Here is a 17,013-nt window from a genome sequence, read left to right as displayed (position 1 = left end):
GAGATTTTTGATGAAAAAAATTGGAATTATTTTAATTCTTTTTTTTCTATTTTGTATCTTTATTTTTTCTCAGGATTATAAAGGGAAAGCAAGAGTGACAGGAATTGTCTCCGATGAAGAGGGTAAGCCTTTAGAAGGGGTCAAGGTGAAGCTTTATTCAGTAATAGCTGGCGGTGGTTTTGAAGTAATGACAGATGCATCAGGGAAATGGGTAGGGGCATGGATGAGAGGAGGGATGTGGAACATAGACTTTGAAAAAAATGGTTATATGCCAAAAAAAATAAGTGTTGAAATCTATGAAACACAGAAAAATCCTCCAATTGAGGTTAGATTGAAGAAGATGGAGGGAAAGGTAATCACTGATGAGCTGAAGGCTGAGTTAGCACGGGGAAACCAGCTTTTTGATGAAAAAAAATATCAAGAAGCCATGTTAATATATGAGGATATACTTAAAAAGTTTCCTGACATCTATATTATTAATAAGAATATTGGGAATTGCTATTTTCTATTAGAAAATTATGAGAAGGCTGAAGAATACTATCTTAAGGTTTTAGAGAAGGAGCCAAACAATTATGAAATTATGCTCCTTATAGGGAATTGCTATGCCAACCGTGGTGAGAATGAGAAAGCTTTAGAATGGTATGGAAAAATAGTTTTTGAAAAAATTAATGACCCCACGGTTTTATACAACATAGGCACTAATTATTATAATAATTCCAAATTTGAAGATGCATTGAAGTACTATAAAAGAGCAGTTGAAATCAAGGCGGATTTTCTCGATGCTCTTTATCAGTTAGGCCTTACCCATTTGACTATGGGAAGCTATAGAGATGCTATAGGTGTGTTTGAGAATTATTTAAAGTATGACCCGGATTCTGAGAGAGCTTCTCAAGTTAAAGGATTTATTGAATTTTTAAAAAAGAAAATCGAAGAAAAATAATACTTTAACCCAACTACATAAAGTGTGGAAAAATTTTTGAAATTGAAATAAAATAAAAAATTGAGGAAATATTAAAAATTTAATATTTCTGGAGAAAAATTCAGGGAGGAAGTAAAATGCAAAAAATTAATAGAATTATTTTCATTTCCATCACAATTTTAATCTTTTTGCTTAGTCTCAGTGCAGTAGCAAAAGAAAAAAAGAAAAATGAAGAGCGGAGAAGAAATTTACCACCTAAGGTTATAAAAGAAGTCGAGGAGGGTCTAAAAACACTGCAATCAAATGGAGTTTTCAATTTAGAAGAGTTGAATACTTTTTATTTTCCCGCTCAGATGGAAAAAACTTATGCTGTAATTCTATTCAGGGCAGAGCTTATTAAAGATGCTGAGGAGATAAAGAAAGAAATGGAGAAAAAATTTGAAGAGATGAAAAAAGAAAAAGGAGAGGAAGAGGCAGAAAAAAAGGGGGAAGAGCAGCAAAAAATTATTCCTGCAATCCCGACATACCATTTCTTTTTGCAAATTTATAGGAAAAGTGAAGATGCCATGAAACTATATCTTGAATATTATTCTCCAATGCCTTTTGAAAATCAGGATCCCCAATATTATTCATTCGGAATCCCATTGGATCCTGGAGATTATATCTTTGCTTGGGAGGTTTCCCGGAGAGATTTGACAAAGTATGGAACTTTCTTTTTTAAATTGGATGTTCCTTCGATGGTATTTAAAAATTTAAATTTTTCTCCGCCTTTTTTCCTAAAAGATTTAAAAGCTCTACCTGCAGTGCAAACTGTTTTCACTGTTCACAAAGATAATTTTGTCGTAAGCCAAGCTTCAATGTATCCATATCTTACAAATCAGTTTAGAGTTGAGGAGATGCCAACTCTTTTCTTTTACATCCTTGGAGCAGGAGTAGATGAAATTAGCAAAGCGGTAAACCTTGAAATGCATATTACTATAAAAAAAGAAGATAAAGAGGTTCTTAAATATGCAGCGGTGAGCTTTACCCATCCTGTTGTTGCTCAACCTGTAATATTTAAAACTCCACAGATTACTCTTGAAAAAGGGAATTATATACTGGAAGCAGAGATAATAGATAAAATCGGAAATCAGAAAAATAAATCCCACATATCTTTTGAAATAATAGAATAAAAATAAGGCGCATCCAGATGGGCTCAGGTCTTCATTATTCATTTAATATCAATGAAGGTTATATTTTGTGGAATAATAATGTAATAAGTCTAATTCACTATTTGAATAATGAAGACCTGAGCCCATCTATTTAATTAGGATTTTAACTTTAGTACCTGGTCTTGCTTTAAGAAAAGAATCAGCAGATTCCTGGTTTATTCCAATTTCTAAAAAATTTGAACTTCCCACAAGAAAAATCAATTCATCTTTTCTTCCCTCAAAATAGCTTTTAACCCTTCTTGAGATTTTTTTACCTTTTATTTCCAGTAATAATTTTTTATCTGGATTAACCGAAGCGATAAATTCAACAGGAATGCTTGTTATAAGGTTTCCAAACTTATCTACATGAATTATTTCTGCTTCATAGACATCTTTTTTTATCAATTTTGGTGAAGGAAAAGGAATCGCTATATAATCAGAAATTTTTTCTCCAAATTCGTTCAATGGTAAACCTCTTGAGAGATGGGCAGCCACAGGAGCCATAACATCCCTTCCATGGAATGTGTCTGAAATGGTTGGAAGGAAATATTTTGATTCCTTAATTTCATATATCTCTCTTTCTGGATTCTCATTCAAAACAAAAGAAAGAATCCCGTTATCAGGAGCGATAAAATACTGGTTGTTTGTAAAAGTGAGGATAATTTTTCTTGGAGAGCCAACGCCTGGATCTACAACACATATAAATATAGTTCTTTCAGGGAAATATTTATAGCAGGACTTTAAAATGAACGCTGCTTCTTTTATGTTGTATGAGCCAACAGAGTGAGAAATATCTATGATATGGACATCTGGATTAATCTTTAAAATCACTCCCTTAATGGAAGAGACAAAATAATCAGTTTCTCCAAAGTCTGTAAGAAGAGCTATCACACTCATTATTTTCATATTAAGTTAAAAAATGATTTCTATCAAGATAGATCATTTTTCAAGCAGGGAAAACCATGCCTACTTTGCATTCGTTATCAGTTTTCAGGAACCTTTGGTTTCTCCGCTACTCTACCTGCTCACTCATATATCTTTATTATTCAGCATTAACTATTTATTAATATTTATATGCTCCTAATATATCGCTCAGAGAATGGTTGCCTTCTTTCTACTTATTGACTGGAGTTTTACTGCTGATTCCTCCTTATTTCAAAAATGCAAAAAACAAGACCTGACCCCAATTTTTTGCATTTTTGCTGGTTGGCCTCTTTCTAATTGCTGCTTAAATCCATTTTATTTTTGCTTGACTAATTTACATCAGAATGTTAAAAAACACTGCGGGGGAAAAATGAAAATTAATAATGAATTAAAAGAGAAGCTAAAAAAGGTAAGTTATTTTCCTGTTATAGTATGTTCGGAGGAATTGCCTCTTATAATAATTTCGTGGGATCCTGATTTCCAATTAAGAGAGGAAGGAGAGGTTGCAGTGTTTCCTGTGAGGAATTACATTAAGCTTGAGGAAAATATAGTAATTTATCCATACGTTCAATTCTTAGCTCTTTTCGATGAGGAGAAATTGGCTTATAAGTTTAGAGGAAAGGCAAGAATCGAAAAAGAAGGTGAACTTTTCGAAAGGATGAAGAAGAAAAACCCAAAAGCCGAAGCAGCGCTTGTGATTAGAATATTGAAGGTGGATAAAGAACATATATGGAAATAATAGGTTAAAACATCAAATGTCAAGCACTAACCTAATGTCATATCCCTTAAATGACTTCCATTATTAAAGGTATGACATAACACTTTCCCTGCAATGAGAAACATAAAAAGAGTATTTATAAATTCAATCTTTTGTTCCATACTTTTTTGTCTTTTGATTCTTTCTCTCCTTAAATCGCTTAACTACTGGATCTCGATCCCAGAAAAAGAGACCTTAGCCTATTTTCTTTGGATTTTCATTTTTTATGGATTTTTTTTAATCGCATTTTCTTTCATTTTATATTTTTTTTATAAATTTTTTTCTACTAAAGAAAGGGAGATTAAAACATTTGATATTTATTTTTTAACAGGAGAATTCTCTTTAATTTTTATACTGCTAGGAATAATATTTTTTTCAAATGTAAAATACTACAGGATTTATTTCCCAGATTACATATATCTAAGGATAATTTTTTATTCATTTTTTTTGATAGCTTATGGAATTCTTGGGTTTGCTACAAAATTTCTAAGAAAATATAAAAGAGAATTAAGTTTTTTCTTTGTTTTTTTATCATTTTTGATTCCGATTTTCATTTATTCAGATTCTTCGAAAATGTTTAAAAAACAGGATGTTCAAGAAAAGATAGAATATTTTCAATGGAGAGGAGTTCCTCGAAAAGTTGTTATTCTTTCAATGGAAGGGCTCACATTAGATTTTATTATTCCTCTTATTTCAGAGGGAAATCTTCCAAATTTTTCTTATTTGATGGAGAATGGTAGCTGGAAACTTTTAAAAAATTTTTCTCCAAATGAGTACTTCAGTCTCTATACTTCTTTCGAGAATGGAAAATATCCCTCAAAAAATAGAGCATTTTCTAAATATTTTCAATTTAAATTCTGTAAAAGCTCTCTCTTGATACTTCCCAGGTATCTGTTAATCGCCCAGGGAGAAAAAGTGGGAATTTTCAAATCTATAAAGATAAACTATCCGGGAGATACAAAAGGCATTTTTAAGATTTTAAGCGAGGCAAAGTCAAATTATTGGGATTCGAGAGAGGTAAAAAATAGGGAGAATATAATGGCCAGCTCATCTGTTGGAGAAAAAGCTTTTGCTGAGATTTTCCAAGATCTTCTAAAAGAGAAAGGTTGGAAAGGGGAACTTTTGAAAAAGTCATTTATAACCGATGTGGAGGAAAGTGACAGCGCATTGAAAGAAAAGGAGAAAAAATCACCGATATTATTTTTTCTCCATCTTCAAGGTCTTGATCTTGTTGAACATTATTTCTACAAATATTCAAAGCCTGAGCTTTTTTTGGAGCAATCTGAAGAGGAGAGAGAGAAATTTTCAGATGTAATTTACAAATATTATAAATTTTATGATTCAATCATTGGAAAATTTCTTTTTAGCCTTAAAGAAAATGAAATATTCATTGTTTTTTCTCCTCATGGAATGGATCCCTATCCTCTCTGGAAAAGAGTTCTTGGATGGTTTTTAGGGAAGAAGGAGATCTCTTCTTACCATGATGAAGCTCCTGAGGGTATTGTTTTTTTCTATGGAAATGGAATAAGTAAAGGTAAGAGCATGGATTCAGTTTCATTAGTTGATCTGGCTCCGACTATATTTTACATGCTTGGCCTTCCTGTGGCGAATGATATGGATGGCATTGTAATAAATTCAATACTGGAAAGAGAGTTTTCGAGCAGAAACCCTATGTTTTACATATCTTCCTACGATTACATTAAAATAATTAAGAAATTTTAAAAAATCTTGAAATCTGAATTGTTGCTATAGTGAAAGAAATAAATAAGTTTACATGCAAGATATAATTCGTCATTCCCGTGCAAACGGGAATCCAGGCGTCGTTTCTGCGAAAGCAGGAAACCAAAGAAAGTAGATGAAAAAATTTTATGTCTATATTCTTTGTAATAAACGAAATGGCACTTTATATACAGGTATAACATCAGACCTCGTCAAACGTGTTTATGAACATAAAAATAATCTGGTTAATGGTTTCACAAAAAAATATAATGTCCACCGTTTAGTATGGTATGAAATACACGAAACAGCAGAGACAGCAATTCTCAGAGAGAAACAGATAAAGAAATGGGAACGGAAGTGGAAGCTTGAACTTATTGAGAAGTATAATCCAGAGTGGAATGATTTATATGAAAACATTTGTAGATAACCCCTGATTAAATCAGGGGCTGGATTCCTGCTTTCGCAGGAATGACAAAAGAGGCAGGGATGACCATAAGATGAGTTCCTTAAATTGAAAAAGTAGCCTGTCCCCTTTTTTCTTAAAAGAATTATTGGCAGGTAATTTCAAAATATGGTATAAGAGATATTAATTAAAAAGGAGAAATTTATGAAAGAGAAAATAAAAGCAAAGATTATGGATGATAAGAAGATGGAGAGAGCAATAGCCAGACTTGCTTTGGAAGTTGTTGAAAGGAACAAAAATATTTATAATCTTGCTATTATTGGAATTAGAACAAGGGGCGTCTATTTAGCTGATAGAATTGCCAGAAAGATAGAAGAGTCAGAGAAGGTGAGTGTTCCTGTTGGTTACTTAGATATAACTTTATACAGAGATGATTTGTCGATGCTTTCATCTCAACCAGTAGTTAAAAGGACTGAGATAAATTTTCCTGTGGAGGATAAGGATGTGATTCTTGTGGATGATGTTCTATTTACAGGAAGGACGATAAGAGCAGCGATGGATTGTATAATTGACCTTGGCAGACCCAGGACGATTCAACTGGTTGTTCTTGTCGACCGAGGTCACAGAGAACTTCCGATAAGGGCAGACTATATCGGAAAATTTTTGCCAACTTCAAGAAGAGAAATTGTTCATGTGATGTTAAAAGAAGAGGATGGAAGAGACCAGGTATTAATAGCTGAGCCTGCAGAAAATAGACTTAAGGAAATCAAGGAGGGGATTTGAATTTTTCAAGAAAACATCTTTTAGGCATTGAGGAATTATCCAAAGAAGAAATACTCCTTATCCTCGAAGAATCAAAGTCATTTTTTGAGATATCTGAAAGGGAAATAAAAAAGGTTCCTCCTCTGAGGGGAAAAACAGTTATCAATCTATTCTTCGAGCCGAGCACAAGAACAAGGTCTTCATTTGAGATTGCAGCTAAAAGATTGAGTGCCGATTTAATAAATTTCAATGCTTCCACATCCTCTCTTCTTAAGGGAGAAACTTTAAAAGACACTGTGTTGAACCTTGAGGCAATGAGGTCTGATATTATTGTACTGAGGCACTCCTACTCATATGCTGCTCATTTTGTAGCTTCATTCTGTAAGTCATCTGTTATAAATGCTGGAGATGGCTCCCATGAACATCCCACCCAGGCCTTACTCGATGGATTTACTATAAGGGAGAAAAAAGGAAAGATAGAGGGGCTGAAAGTGGTGATAGTTGGAGATATCCTTCATAGTCGTGTAGCCCGTTCGAACATATTTCTTTTAACCAAGCTTGGAGCAAAGGTGGTTCTCTCTGGACCGCCAACTCTTATTCCAGGTTATTTTGAAAGAATGGGTGTTCAGATTGAATACAATCTTGACAAAGCGCTCAAGGATGCAGATGTTATCATGATGCTCAGGATTCAGCTTGAGAGACAGGGGAAGAATTTCTTCTCATCTCTGAGAGAGTACAGAAATCTTTATTCTTTAACAAAGGAAAGAATGAAAATTGCGAAAGAGGATGCAATTATAATGCATCCAGGTCCTATAAATCGAGGTCTGGAAATCTCAGCTGATTTAGCTGAGAGTTTAAGTTCGGTAATTCTTGAGCAGGTATCCAATGGAGTGGCTGTCAGAATGGCAGTGCTTTATCTTTTATCAGGAATGAGAGAGCAGTGATGAAAAGAGGGATATAAAATGAAGCTTTTAATAAAGAATGGAAGGCTAATAGACCCTTGCTCGAATATCGATGATACTCTTGATATTCTGATCGAAGATGGGAAAATAAAAGAAATAAAAGAAAAAATTCAGGATAAAGAAGCTGAGGTGATAGATGCAACCAGGCTGGTTGTTTGTCCTGGGTTTATCGACATACATACTCATCTAAGGGAGCCGGGAAGAGAAGATGAAGAGACAATCGAATCAGGTTCACAGGCTGCAGCAGCTGGAGGGTTTACTTCAATTTGCTGTATGGCTAACACCGAGCCTCCAAACGATAAGAAAGAGGTTACGGAATTTATACTGAGAAGGTCAAAAGAAATAGGAATTGTAAATGTGTTTCCAGTTGCATCTGTCACAAAAGGGCTGAAAGGAGAAGAGATAACCGAGATGGCTGAGTTAAAGGAGAATGGAGCTGTCGCATTTTCGGATGATGGCGTTTCTGTGAAAGATTCTCTCGTTCTGAGAAGAGCGATGGAGTGGATAAAGATGTTAAATTCAGTGTTAATCGAGCATCCTGAGGATTCTATTCTATCTGATGAGGGAGTGATGAACGAAGGATATTATTCTGTCAATTATGGGCTGAAAGGAATACCTTCAGAGTCTGAAGAAATAATAGTTTCCCGAGATGTTATAATAGCGAGAATGACCGGTGCAAAGCTTCATTTCGCTCATATAAGCACAAAAGGTGGGGTGGAGATATTAAGAGAGGCCAAAAAGAAAAAAATCCCTGTAACAGCAGAAGTTACCCCCCATCATCTCATTTTAAATGAAAGTAATTTGATTCCATGGGAATCAAATCATAAGATGAACCCACCTCTCAGGAGTGAAGAGGATAGAAAGTATTTAATTGAAGCATTAAAAGATGGAACTATTGATGTTATCGCAACAGACCATGCACCTCATACGGAGGATGAAAAAGCAGTTGAATTTAATTTAGCTCCCTTTGGAGTGGTAGGACTTGAAACTGCAGTTTCATTAATTTTGGATAAACTTGTTCATAGAGGAATGATAACCCTTCAGAGAATGGTTGATGCTATTTCGTGCAGACCGGCAAAGATCCTGAATTTAAAGGGAAAGGGGAAAATTGCAGTGGGTTATGATGGAGATTTAACCCTTTTGAATCTTCAAAAAGAAATTATTATTGACAAGAATAAATTCTTTTCCAAGGGAAAGAACACTCCTTTTCATGGATGGAAACTGAAGGGAAGAACAGAAATAACAATATCAGGAGGAAGAGTTGTTTGGATGGCAAAGAAGTAGAGTTTAATAATGGGTAAAAATTTGGTTTTCTTGGCCACTCTTGCTGTTCACAATAGTTAAAATAAATTATCTTAATATAAACTCTATTTGCTTATGATTTAGAGAGCAAAATTAAAAAAGAATGAAAGAGAATACTGAAGAGTTAGAAAAAATAATCGGATGGGAATTTAACGATAAATCTTTATTGGAAGAAGCTCTTACCCATAGTTCTTATGCATTTGAAAAAAACATTGAAGATAATGAAAAATTGGAATTCTTCGGCGATTCAGTTTTTGGATATGTAGTCTCAGAATACATATATAAAAATTACAAAAATTTAACAGAGGGGGAGATGTCAAAGCTAAAAGCCATAGCTGTTGGGATGGATACCATTTTCAAACTGAGTAAGAAATTAGAACTTGGAAGATATCTTATTCTTGGAAAAGGCGAGGAAAAAAGTAAAGGAAGAAAGAAGAAAAGAATCGTTGTCAGTGCTTTCGAAGCTCTTGTGGGTGCTTTATCAATTGATGCAGGAATTGAACTCACAAGAGATTTCATCATTAAATTAATGGGAAATTTTTTCTCTGATTTTGAAAAAGGAATGGTTAAAATCGAGGATCCAAAATCAGAGCTTCAGGAATATGTTCAGAAATCTGGACTCTCCCTTCCAGAATATAGAATTATAAAAGAGGAAGGGCCTAATCATTTAAAGGTTTTTTATGTGGAATTGAACATAGGAGAGAAAAAAATTGCTGAGGGAAGGGGAAGATCAAAGAAGCAAGCTGAGCAGAGAGCCGCAAAGAAAGCTCTCGAATTATTAAAGAAAGCAAATCAAAAATAAATATTTAGGAAGTAAAAATTTTCCTTTGAAAAAATTTTTGATTGATTATAAAATACACCTTAATTAATTATTTTCTAATTTAAATAAAATAGGAGGAAATGATGAAATTATTGCCCAAGGAAAATATATTTTTTCAACTTTTTGAAGAACAGGGAGAGAATCTTCTTAAGCTTGGAGTTTTGCTGAGTGAGTTGAAAGAAAATTACGTAGATTTAAAGATATATTCAGAAAAGTTCAAGCAGTTAGAACATGAGACTGACATAGTTACGCATAGAATTATAGAGAGATTGAACAAAACTTTTATCACACCAATTGACAGGGAGGATATTCATTCGTTAGCCCATGAACTCGATGAAATAGTAGATTTTGTTGAAGAGGCAATATTTAAAATAAGGCTTTATAAAATAGAGAGAATTCATGATGAAATGATAGAATTCATTTCTACATTGATTAAATCCATCAATGAAATAGTGCAGGCTTTGGATCTGATAAAAAATAAGAAAAATTACAAAAATATTCTTGATATATGTATAAAGATTAACAGCTATGAAAATGAGGGGGATAGATTGATGAGAGATATGATGGAGAAGTTATTAAATAACAGGGAAGAACACGATTCTTTCAAGTTCTTCACTCATAAAGAAATTTATGAGTCATTTGAAATGGCACTGGATAAATGTGAGGATATTGCTAATATCATCGAAGGAATTGTCATAAAGAACATGTAATGAGAACGTATTTAATTTTGATACATTTCTGTCCCCTCACCCTCCCCCCTCACCTTAATCCTCTCCCCTTAGGGGAGAGGGAAGGGTGAGGGGGAGAGGATTAAAGCTTGCCCCGAACCTTGCCCTGAACTTGTTTCATGGGTTGATTCGGGAGTTGCTTGAAGCAAGGCTAAAGCCTTGCCCTACATATAACATTATTTATTGAATTTGTATTAGTTATTTTAATAAAAGGAGAAACAAATGGGTGGAGAGATTTTATCTATTCTTCCTGTTCTTATCTTAATCTTAGGAGCTGAATTCGTAAATGGATGGACTGATGCTCCCAATGCTATTGCAACCGTTATTTCAACAAGAGTTCTTTCCCCTTATAGTGCTGTAGTAATGGCAAGTGTATTAAACATATTGGGGGCATTATCAGGTACTGCTGTTGCTTTTACTATCGGAAAAGGAATCGTAAAAATGGATATTATCAATACTAACACAGTAGCTTCAGCTATGGTTGGTATTATCATATGGAGCACACTCGCCTGGTATTATGGTCTTCCCACGAGTGAAAGTCATGCCCTTATATCAGGACTCGCTGGAGCCGGACTTGCACAAGCAGGGCCTTCGGTTCTTCTCTGGGAAGGATGGAGAAAAGTTTTAATAGGTTTATCTTTCTCCACATTTTTGGGTTTTCTTGGCGGTCTTGGAATAATGTTTGGTCTTTACTGGTTGTTACGAAAGGGTAGTCCAGAATTCATAAGAAAAATATTTGGAAAATTACAGATTTTTTCAGCGGCGTTTATGGCATTCAGCCATGGAAGTAATGATGGCCAGAAGTTTATGGGCGCATTTTCTTTAACCCTTGTTCTGGGAGGTGTTTTTCATGAGTTTCATGTACCTATCTGGGTCATTTTAATATGTGCTATTACGATGGGAATTGGTACAGCATTAGGAGGATGGAGAATTGTAAAGACCATGGGTCTTCGTTTGACAAAATTAGAACCAATTCATGGCTTTTCTGCTGAAACATCAGCGGCTTTAGCCATAGAGTTTGCATCCAGGCTTGGAATTCCTCTAAGCACTACTCATACGATTAACACTGCGATTATGGGTGTTGGAACAACAAGAAGGCTTTCAGGAGTGAGATGGGGGGTTGGTAAAGAGATCGTTACAGCTTGGATTTTAACTTTTCCAGTTTGTGGGATAATTGCATGGACAGTTACAAAAATTTTAAATTTCATTTTATAAATTAATTTAATCATTCGTGACGGTTTTCAGGAACCTTCGGTTTCTTGGCCACCCTTCTTAGCCATAAAAACCTAACTTATTTTTCTTTAATTTTTGCCATCTTGAAGATAACTAATTTTTTAGTTAATATAATTTATTATAGTGAAGGCTAAAAATAAATAGACGTAGGGCAAGGCTTTAGCCTTGCAAAAAGCAACCCCCCGAATCAAGTTCGGGGCAGGTTCTAAAGGGTTGCCCTACAAAGAAAATGTCAACTTATTTATGCCGTTCATTATAATAAGAGTGGAGGAGAGATGAAGAATTATCTAACAAAATCTTTAAGAAATGTTGCTGTTGTAGGCCATGGTTACACAGGTAAGACCTCATTAGTTTCAGCATTACTTTACAATTCTGGTGCTGTTAACAGACTTGGAAAAGTTGACCAGGGAAACACAGTTACTGACTATGATCCAGATGAAATTGAAAGAAAGATAACAATTAATTCATCTTTATGCTTTTTTGAATGGAATGATTATAAAATAAATATTATCGACACGCCTGGATACGGAAATTTTCTATGGGATACAAGAGCATCATTGAGAGCAGCGGATGGAGCTTTGGTTCTTATCTGTGGAATCTCAGGAGTAGAGGTTCAATCAGAAAAAGTCTGGGAAATTCTGGAGGAATTCCATTTACCAAGATTCTTTGTGGTTAATAAGCTTGACAGGGAAAACTCAGATTTTGAGAGAGCTATTTTGTCAATTCGTGATTATTTTGGAAGGAAAGCAATTCCAATCGTTATTCCTTTAGGAAAAGAGAAAGATTTCAGAGGGATTATCGATTTAATAAGAATGAAAGCTTTAGTTTATGAAAAAGATGAGAGCGGAAGATTTAAAGAAATAGATGTGCCATCAGAGGTTTATGAGGCAGCAAAGAAAAAACGAGAGGAACTCATCGAGATGATTGCGGAAACAGATGAAGAATTAATGAATTCATACTTTGAGAAAGGGGAGCTTTCTGTAGAAGATATGGAAAGAGGATTGAAAAATGCTGTAATGAATTTGAACATATTTCCAGTAATGGCTACTGCAGCGGTTTTGAACATAGGAGTCCAGCCAATTATGGATTTCATAGCCAAATATATTCCATCACCTGATGATTCCAGTGCCCCTTTTTCTTCGCTTGTTTTTAAAACTATATCTGACCCCTTTGCAGGAAGAATATCTGTTTTTAGAGTATTTTCTGGAAAATTAAGCCCTGATTCAAATGTTTATAATTCGACAAAAGATGCTTTAGAAAAAATTGGTGGGTTGTTTTACATTATGGGAAAGCAACAGATTCCCTGTCCGCAGGCAATTCCAGGAGATATTCTTGCCACTACAAAGTTAAAGGAAACCCTCACGGGAGATACATTGTGTTCAAAAGAAAATATAGTAAAGTTTCCAGTCATAAAGTTTCCTGAGTCTTCGATTTCTTTTGCTATAGAGCCAAAGACAAGGCAGGACGAGGAAAAAATTTCAACTGCTTTACACAGGATTTCAGAAGAAGATCCAACAATACATTTTGTAAGAGACCCCGAAACAAAAGAATTGATAGTATCGGGAAATGGGCAGCTTCATGTTGAGATAATAGTTGGTAGACTTAAGAAAAGATACAATGTAGATGTGATTCTTCATCCTCCAAAAATCCCTTATAAAGAGACCATCAAAGGGACTTCAGATGTCCAGGGAAAATATAAAAGACAAACTGGAGGAAGAGGCCAGTATGGAGATGTAAAAATTAAAATGGAGCCATTACCACGAGGGAAGGATTTTGAGTTCGTTAATCAGATTTTTGGAGGTGTTATTCCCAAAAATTATATCCCATCTATAGAAAAAGGATTGCAGGAAGCAAGAAAGAAAGGAGTCCTTGCAGGATACCCAACGATTGACTTTAAAGTTATTCTTCATGACGGCTCTTACCATGAGGTGGATTCTTCTGATATTGCTTTTAAGATTGCTGCTTCAATGGCATTTAAAAAAGGAATGAAGGCAGCAAGTCCAACAATCCTCGAACCAATAATGAATGTGGAAGTTTTCACACACGAAGCTTATCTGGGAGATATTATGGGGAATCTTAATGGAAGAAGGGGGAGAGTTTTAGGGATTGAGCAGAAAGGAAATCTGAACATAATAAAGGCCCAGGTTCCCATGGTAGAGATGATTGATTTTGAACCCACATTAACCTCAATAACAGGAGGCAGGGGTTCATACCATATGGAATTTTCTCACTATGAAGAAGTTCCTTTCCATCTTCAACAAAAAATAATTGCCCAAGCAAGAGAAGAAGGAAGAATCCCGGCTGAAGAGGAATAACAATATTAATACAAACGCATTAAGTAAGATGACATAAACTCATAGTATTGTCATTCCCGCGTAGGCGGGAATCCAGTTTTATCATTATGTTTCTGGATTCCTGCTCCCCGATTACTACCTTCGAGGACAAGTTTTGCAGGAATGACGATAAATGTAACATTATTAATTTCGTTTGTATTAATAAAATATCTGCTGTTATCCTGAAGGAAGATGGAGGGAAGAATCTCCGCTTAGGAAGAGTAATTATATTAATGGCAATAAATAAACTTCATGTAGGGCAGGGCTTTAGCCCAAGATATCAGAGATACATTAAAAAAATCAAAAATTGCAATAAATAAACTTATGTAGGGCAGGGCTTTAGCCCTGCAAAATAACCCTTAATCAAGTTCAGGGCTAAAGGCTTGCCCTACAAATTAATTATTGCTTATTTTTTTAAAGGCAAGATCCAGATCTTCGATGAGGTCTTCTGAATGTTCAATTCCTACTGAGATTCTGATAAGTTTATTGGAAAGACCTGATTTTACCCTTTCTTTTTCAGGGATTGAAGCATGAGTCATCGAAGCAGGATGTTCAATCAGGGATTCAACTCCTCCAAGACTTTCAGCAAGAGAAAATATTTTTGTAGAAGATACGAATTTTTTGGCCTCATCCATTCCACCATGTTTTAACTCAAACGAAATTATGCCACCAAAATCTTTCATCTGCTTTTTTGCAAGATTGAATTGAGGGTGGGATGGCAAACCAGGATAATTCACCTTTTCCACTGAAGGGTGAGACTCAAGATATTGAGCAATAATCATTCCATTTCCTGAATGTTTTTCCATTCTCAAGGATAAAGTTTTTATTCCCCTTAGAACAAGCCAGGAATCAAAAGGACTTGGAATCGCTCCAACAGCATTCTGAAAAAAAGATAATCTTTCAAAAAGGTCATCTCTGTTTGTAACAATTGCTCCACCAATTATATCGCTATGACCTCCAAGATATTTGGTAGTGGAGTAAAGAGATATGTCCGCTCCTAAATCTAAGGGTCTCTGGAGATATGGTGTGGCAAATGTATTATCCATTACAACAAAAATGTTATATTTTTTCGAAATCCTGGATATACTCTCAATATCACAAAGCTTCAAAAGTGGATTGGTAGGAGATTCAAGCCAGATGATTTTTGTGTTCTTTTTTATTGTGTTTTCCACTTCGTCTAAAATAGTTGCATCAACAAAATCGAATTCTATTCCATAATTTGAATACAGTTTCGAAAACAATCTGTAAGTGCCTCCATAGAGGTCATTTACTGAAACAACATGGTCTCCTGATTTTAAAAGGTTCATCACTGTATTTATCGCAGCCATACCAGAAGAAAACGCCAGGCCATATTTAGCGTCCTCTAAAGCTGCTAAATTTCTTTCGAGAGCAGTTCTCGTTGGATTTTTTGTTCTTGAGTATTCATATCCTTTATGTATACCAGGAAAACTTTGAACAAAGGTAGAGGATAAATATATGGGAGTCATAATTGCTCCTGTTGCTGGGTCTGGCTCTTGACCGCCATGGATGGATATAGTTTCAAATCTCATTTTTTCCTCCATTTATTTTTAAGATTTAATTTATAATTTTTAAGGCAATTAAAACTCTAAAGCAAAACTCTATCCTAAATCAAGAAATCCTTTTTCTCTCATCCATTCATCATTATATATTTTACTTAAATATTTCATTCCAGAATCAGGAAGAATAACAATTACTGTTTTATCATCTGATAATCCTTCTGATATTTTTAATGCTGTCCATACAGCAGCTCCGCTTGAACCCCCAGAAAATATTCCCTCCTCTCTGGCAAGTCTTCTTGCTGTTAGAAATGAATCTTTATCTGTAACCTGAACAATGTCGTCAATCACATCAAAATTAAGGGCATCGCATAGCATATCCTCGCCAATGCCTTCCACAAGATAAACATGGGGTTCAATCAGTTTTCCAGTTTTAAAATAATCATAATAGACCGAACCTATGGGATCCACTCCGATTATTTTGATTTCAGGATTTTTTTCTTTCATGAATTTTCCAACCCCTGATATAGTTCCCCCAGTGCCAATTCCAATGACTAAATAGTCAATTTTACCCTCTGTTTGATTCCAAATCTCAGGACCAGTAATTCTGTAATGAGATTCTGGATTGTCCAGGTTATGATATTGATTGACAAAATAGGAATCAGGAGTCTCACTGGCAATTCTTTTAGCAACTTCATAATAACTTTCTGGAGAGGATGGAGGAACATCTGTTGGGCATACAAAAACCTCTGCTCCAAAAGCTTTCAACAGGTCGATTTTTTCTTTACTCATTTTATCAGGAATGGTAAAGATAGCTTTGTATCCCTTTATCGCACAATATATGGCAACAGCCACACCAGTATTTCCAGAGGTGCATTCCACAACAGCTCCTCCTGGTTTTAAAAGGCCCTTTTTTTCTGCTTCTTCAAGAATGTAGAATGCCATTCTATCCTTAACACTTCCTCCAGGGTTAAAAAATTCTAACTTCGCATAGATTGAAGCTTTTATACCTTGAGTTATTTTATTCAATTTTACCAATGGTGTATTTCCCATTGTTTCTAAAATAGTATTTTTTAAATACATTTTTTTCTCCCTTTTAAAAATTATTTGAAAAGGTTTATTTTAAGGATGAATATTACATTTAGATGATCGAGGAAATTGGGTTGAATTGACGATTATTATATTTAAGGAATTTTTCCTTTTTCTTCTCATTTCTACACTTACTATCATCTTATTTCATTGAAAATACTATATTTTATTTAATACTATTTGTCAAGAAGCTAAAGAATTTAACCGGTTTTTCTGCACTTATGCAAAATCTAGCGTGACTTTACTAAGCAAGAGCGTCGCATAAGAGACAATCTATTGAAATTATTAGAACAAACGATCTTTTCAATTGTATACACTGAATGGGATATTGGTTTTTAAATCAACTTCAAGCAAA

Annotated in this window: 14 protein-coding genes and 1 pseudogene; 12 read left to right on the top strand and 3 right to left on the bottom strand. The window is 34.7% G+C overall.

The window, feature by feature from the left end; genetic code table 11:
- Window positions 1-10 precede the first annotated feature (10 nt).
- Together AB1410_00850 and AB1410_00845 are read left to right on the top strand one after the other, a co-directional pair.
- Complete coding sequence (locus tag AB1410_00850; GenBank protein MEW6455247.1) at window positions 11-940, top strand: tetratricopeptide repeat protein; 930 nt, start codon at window positions 11-13, stop codon at window positions 938-940.
- 116 nt (window positions 941-1,056) lie between these two features.
- Window positions 1,057-2,091 (top strand): hypothetical protein, encoded by a 1,035-nt coding sequence (locus AB1410_00845; protein ID MEW6455246.1) that lies wholly within the window; start codon window positions 1,057-1,059, stop codon window positions 2,089-2,091.
- Between the two features lie 126 nt (window positions 2,092-2,217).
- On the opposite strand, the gene AB1410_00840 is transcribed toward AB1410_00845, so the two are convergent.
- Window positions 2,218-3,006: an SAM-dependent chlorinase/fluorinase gene (locus tag AB1410_00840; protein ID MEW6455245.1), complete on the bottom strand. Its 789-nt coding sequence runs from the start codon at window positions 3,004-3,006 to the stop codon at window positions 2,218-2,220.
- A 397-nt stretch (window positions 3,007-3,403) separates the two neighbouring features.
- Here AB1410_00840 and AB1410_00835 point away from each other — a divergent pair, with 397 nt between their 5' ends.
- From AB1410_00835 to fusA, 10 genes are all read left to right on the top strand, one after another.
- Window positions 3,404-3,772 (top strand): hypothetical protein, encoded by a 369-nt coding sequence (locus AB1410_00835; protein ID MEW6455244.1) that lies wholly within the window; start codon window positions 3,404-3,406, stop codon window positions 3,770-3,772.
- 93 nt (window positions 3,773-3,865) lie between these two features.
- Window positions 3,866-5,512, top strand: coding sequence for an alkaline phosphatase family protein (locus tag AB1410_00830; protein MEW6455243.1), 1,647 nt, complete (start codon window positions 3,866-3,868; stop codon window positions 5,510-5,512).
- Window positions 5,513-5,645: 133 nt separating this feature from the next.
- Entirely contained in the window at window positions 5,646-5,936 is a 291-nt protein-coding gene (locus tag AB1410_00825; GenBank protein ID MEW6455242.1) for a GIY-YIG nuclease family protein, read from the top strand.
- Between the two features lie 180 nt (window positions 5,937-6,116).
- Window positions 6,117-6,695, top strand: coding sequence for a bifunctional pyr operon transcriptional regulator/uracil phosphoribosyltransferase PyrR (gene pyrR / locus AB1410_00820; protein MEW6455241.1), 579 nt, complete (start codon window positions 6,117-6,119; stop codon window positions 6,693-6,695).
- Complete coding sequence (locus tag AB1410_00815; protein ID MEW6455240.1) at window positions 6,692-7,618, top strand: aspartate carbamoyltransferase catalytic subunit; 927 nt, start codon at window positions 6,692-6,694, stop codon at window positions 7,616-7,618. The genes pyrR and AB1410_00815 overlap by 4 nt, the downstream gene beginning before the upstream one ends.
- A gap of 18 nt (window positions 7,619-7,636) precedes the next feature.
- Window positions 7,637-8,920, top strand: a complete 1,284-nt coding sequence (locus tag AB1410_00810; protein ID MEW6455239.1) for a dihydroorotase — start codon at window positions 7,637-7,639, stop codon at window positions 8,918-8,920.
- A gap of 121 nt (window positions 8,921-9,041) precedes the next feature.
- Window positions 9,042-9,740: a ribonuclease III gene (rnc, locus tag AB1410_00805; GenBank protein MEW6455238.1), complete on the top strand. Its 699-nt coding sequence runs from the start codon at window positions 9,042-9,044 to the stop codon at window positions 9,738-9,740.
- Window positions 9,741-9,838: 98 nt separating this feature from the next.
- Window positions 9,839-10,468: a DUF47 family protein gene (locus AB1410_00800; protein ID MEW6455237.1), complete on the top strand. Its 630-nt coding sequence runs from the start codon at window positions 9,839-9,841 to the stop codon at window positions 10,466-10,468.
- Between the two features lie 240 nt (window positions 10,469-10,708).
- Entirely contained in the window at window positions 10,709-11,701 is a 993-nt protein-coding gene (locus tag AB1410_00795) for an inorganic phosphate transporter (GenBank protein MEW6455236.1), read from the top strand.
- A gap of 293 nt (window positions 11,702-11,994) precedes the next feature.
- On the top strand, window positions 11,995-14,034 hold the full coding sequence (gene fusA / locus AB1410_00790) for an elongation factor G (protein MEW6455235.1): 2,040 nt from the start codon (window positions 11,995-11,997) through the stop codon (window positions 14,032-14,034).
- Between the two features lie 413 nt (window positions 14,035-14,447).
- Here the strand turns inward: fusA and AB1410_00785 are convergent, their stop codons facing one another.
- On the bottom strand, window positions 14,448-15,602 hold the full coding sequence (locus tag AB1410_00785) for a cystathionine gamma-synthase (GenBank protein ID MEW6455234.1): 1,155 nt from the start codon (window positions 15,600-15,602) through the stop codon (window positions 14,448-14,450).
- Window positions 15,603-15,680: 78 nt separating this feature from the next.
- Window positions 15,681-16,652: pseudogene (locus AB1410_00780) on the bottom strand (cysteine synthase family protein).
- Window positions 16,653-17,013: the final 361 nt, after the last annotated feature.

This window comes from Acidobacteriota bacterium (assembly GCA_040756905.1).
Classification (GTDB): domain Bacteria; phylum Acidobacteriota; class Aminicenantia; order JBFLYD01; family JBFLYD01; genus JBFLYD01.
The sequence above is the reverse complement of the archived record's forward strand: the minus strand, read 5'-3'. Positions and strand labels throughout refer to the sequence as shown.

Bases quoted from the DNA above. Each gene is read 5' to 3' on its own strand.
- AB1410_00810 (MEW6455239.1), top strand. From the start codon at position 7,637: ATGAAGCTTTTAATAAAGAATGGAAGGCTAATAGACCCTTGCTCGAAT.
- AB1410_00835 (MEW6455244.1), top strand. From the start codon at position 3,404: ATGAAAATTAATAATGAATTAAAAGAGAAGCTAAAAAAGGTAAGTTAT.
- AB1410_00840 (MEW6455245.1), bottom strand. From the start codon at position 3,006: ATGAGTGTGATAGCTCTTCTTACAGACTTTGGAGAAACTGATTATTTT.
- pyrR (MEW6455241.1), top strand. From the start codon at position 6,117: ATGAAAGAGAAAATAAAAGCAAAGATTATGGATGATAAGAAGATGGAG.
- AB1410_00850 (MEW6455247.1), top strand. From the start codon at position 11: ATGAAAAAAATTGGAATTATTTTAATTCTTTTTTTTCTATTTTGTATC.
- AB1410_00800 (MEW6455237.1), top strand. From the start codon at position 9,839: ATGATGAAATTATTGCCCAAGGAAAATATATTTTTTCAACTTTTTGAA.
- fusA (MEW6455235.1), top strand. From the start codon at position 11,995: ATGAAGAATTATCTAACAAAATCTTTAAGAAATGTTGCTGTTGTAGGC.
- AB1410_00830 (MEW6455243.1), top strand. From the start codon at position 3,866: ATGAGAAACATAAAAAGAGTATTTATAAATTCAATCTTTTGTTCCATA.
- rnc (MEW6455238.1), top strand. From the start codon at position 9,042: ATGAAAGAGAATACTGAAGAGTTAGAAAAAATAATCGGATGGGAATTT.
- AB1410_00825 (MEW6455242.1), top strand. From the start codon at position 5,646: ATGAAAAAATTTTATGTCTATATTCTTTGTAATAAACGAAATGGCACT.
- AB1410_00845 (MEW6455246.1), top strand. From the start codon at position 1,057: ATGCAAAAAATTAATAGAATTATTTTCATTTCCATCACAATTTTAATC.
- AB1410_00795 (MEW6455236.1), top strand. From the start codon at position 10,709: ATGGGTGGAGAGATTTTATCTATTCTTCCTGTTCTTATCTTAATCTTA.
- AB1410_00785 (MEW6455234.1), bottom strand. From the start codon at position 15,602: ATGAGATTTGAAACTATATCCATCCATGGCGGTCAAGAGCCAGACCCA.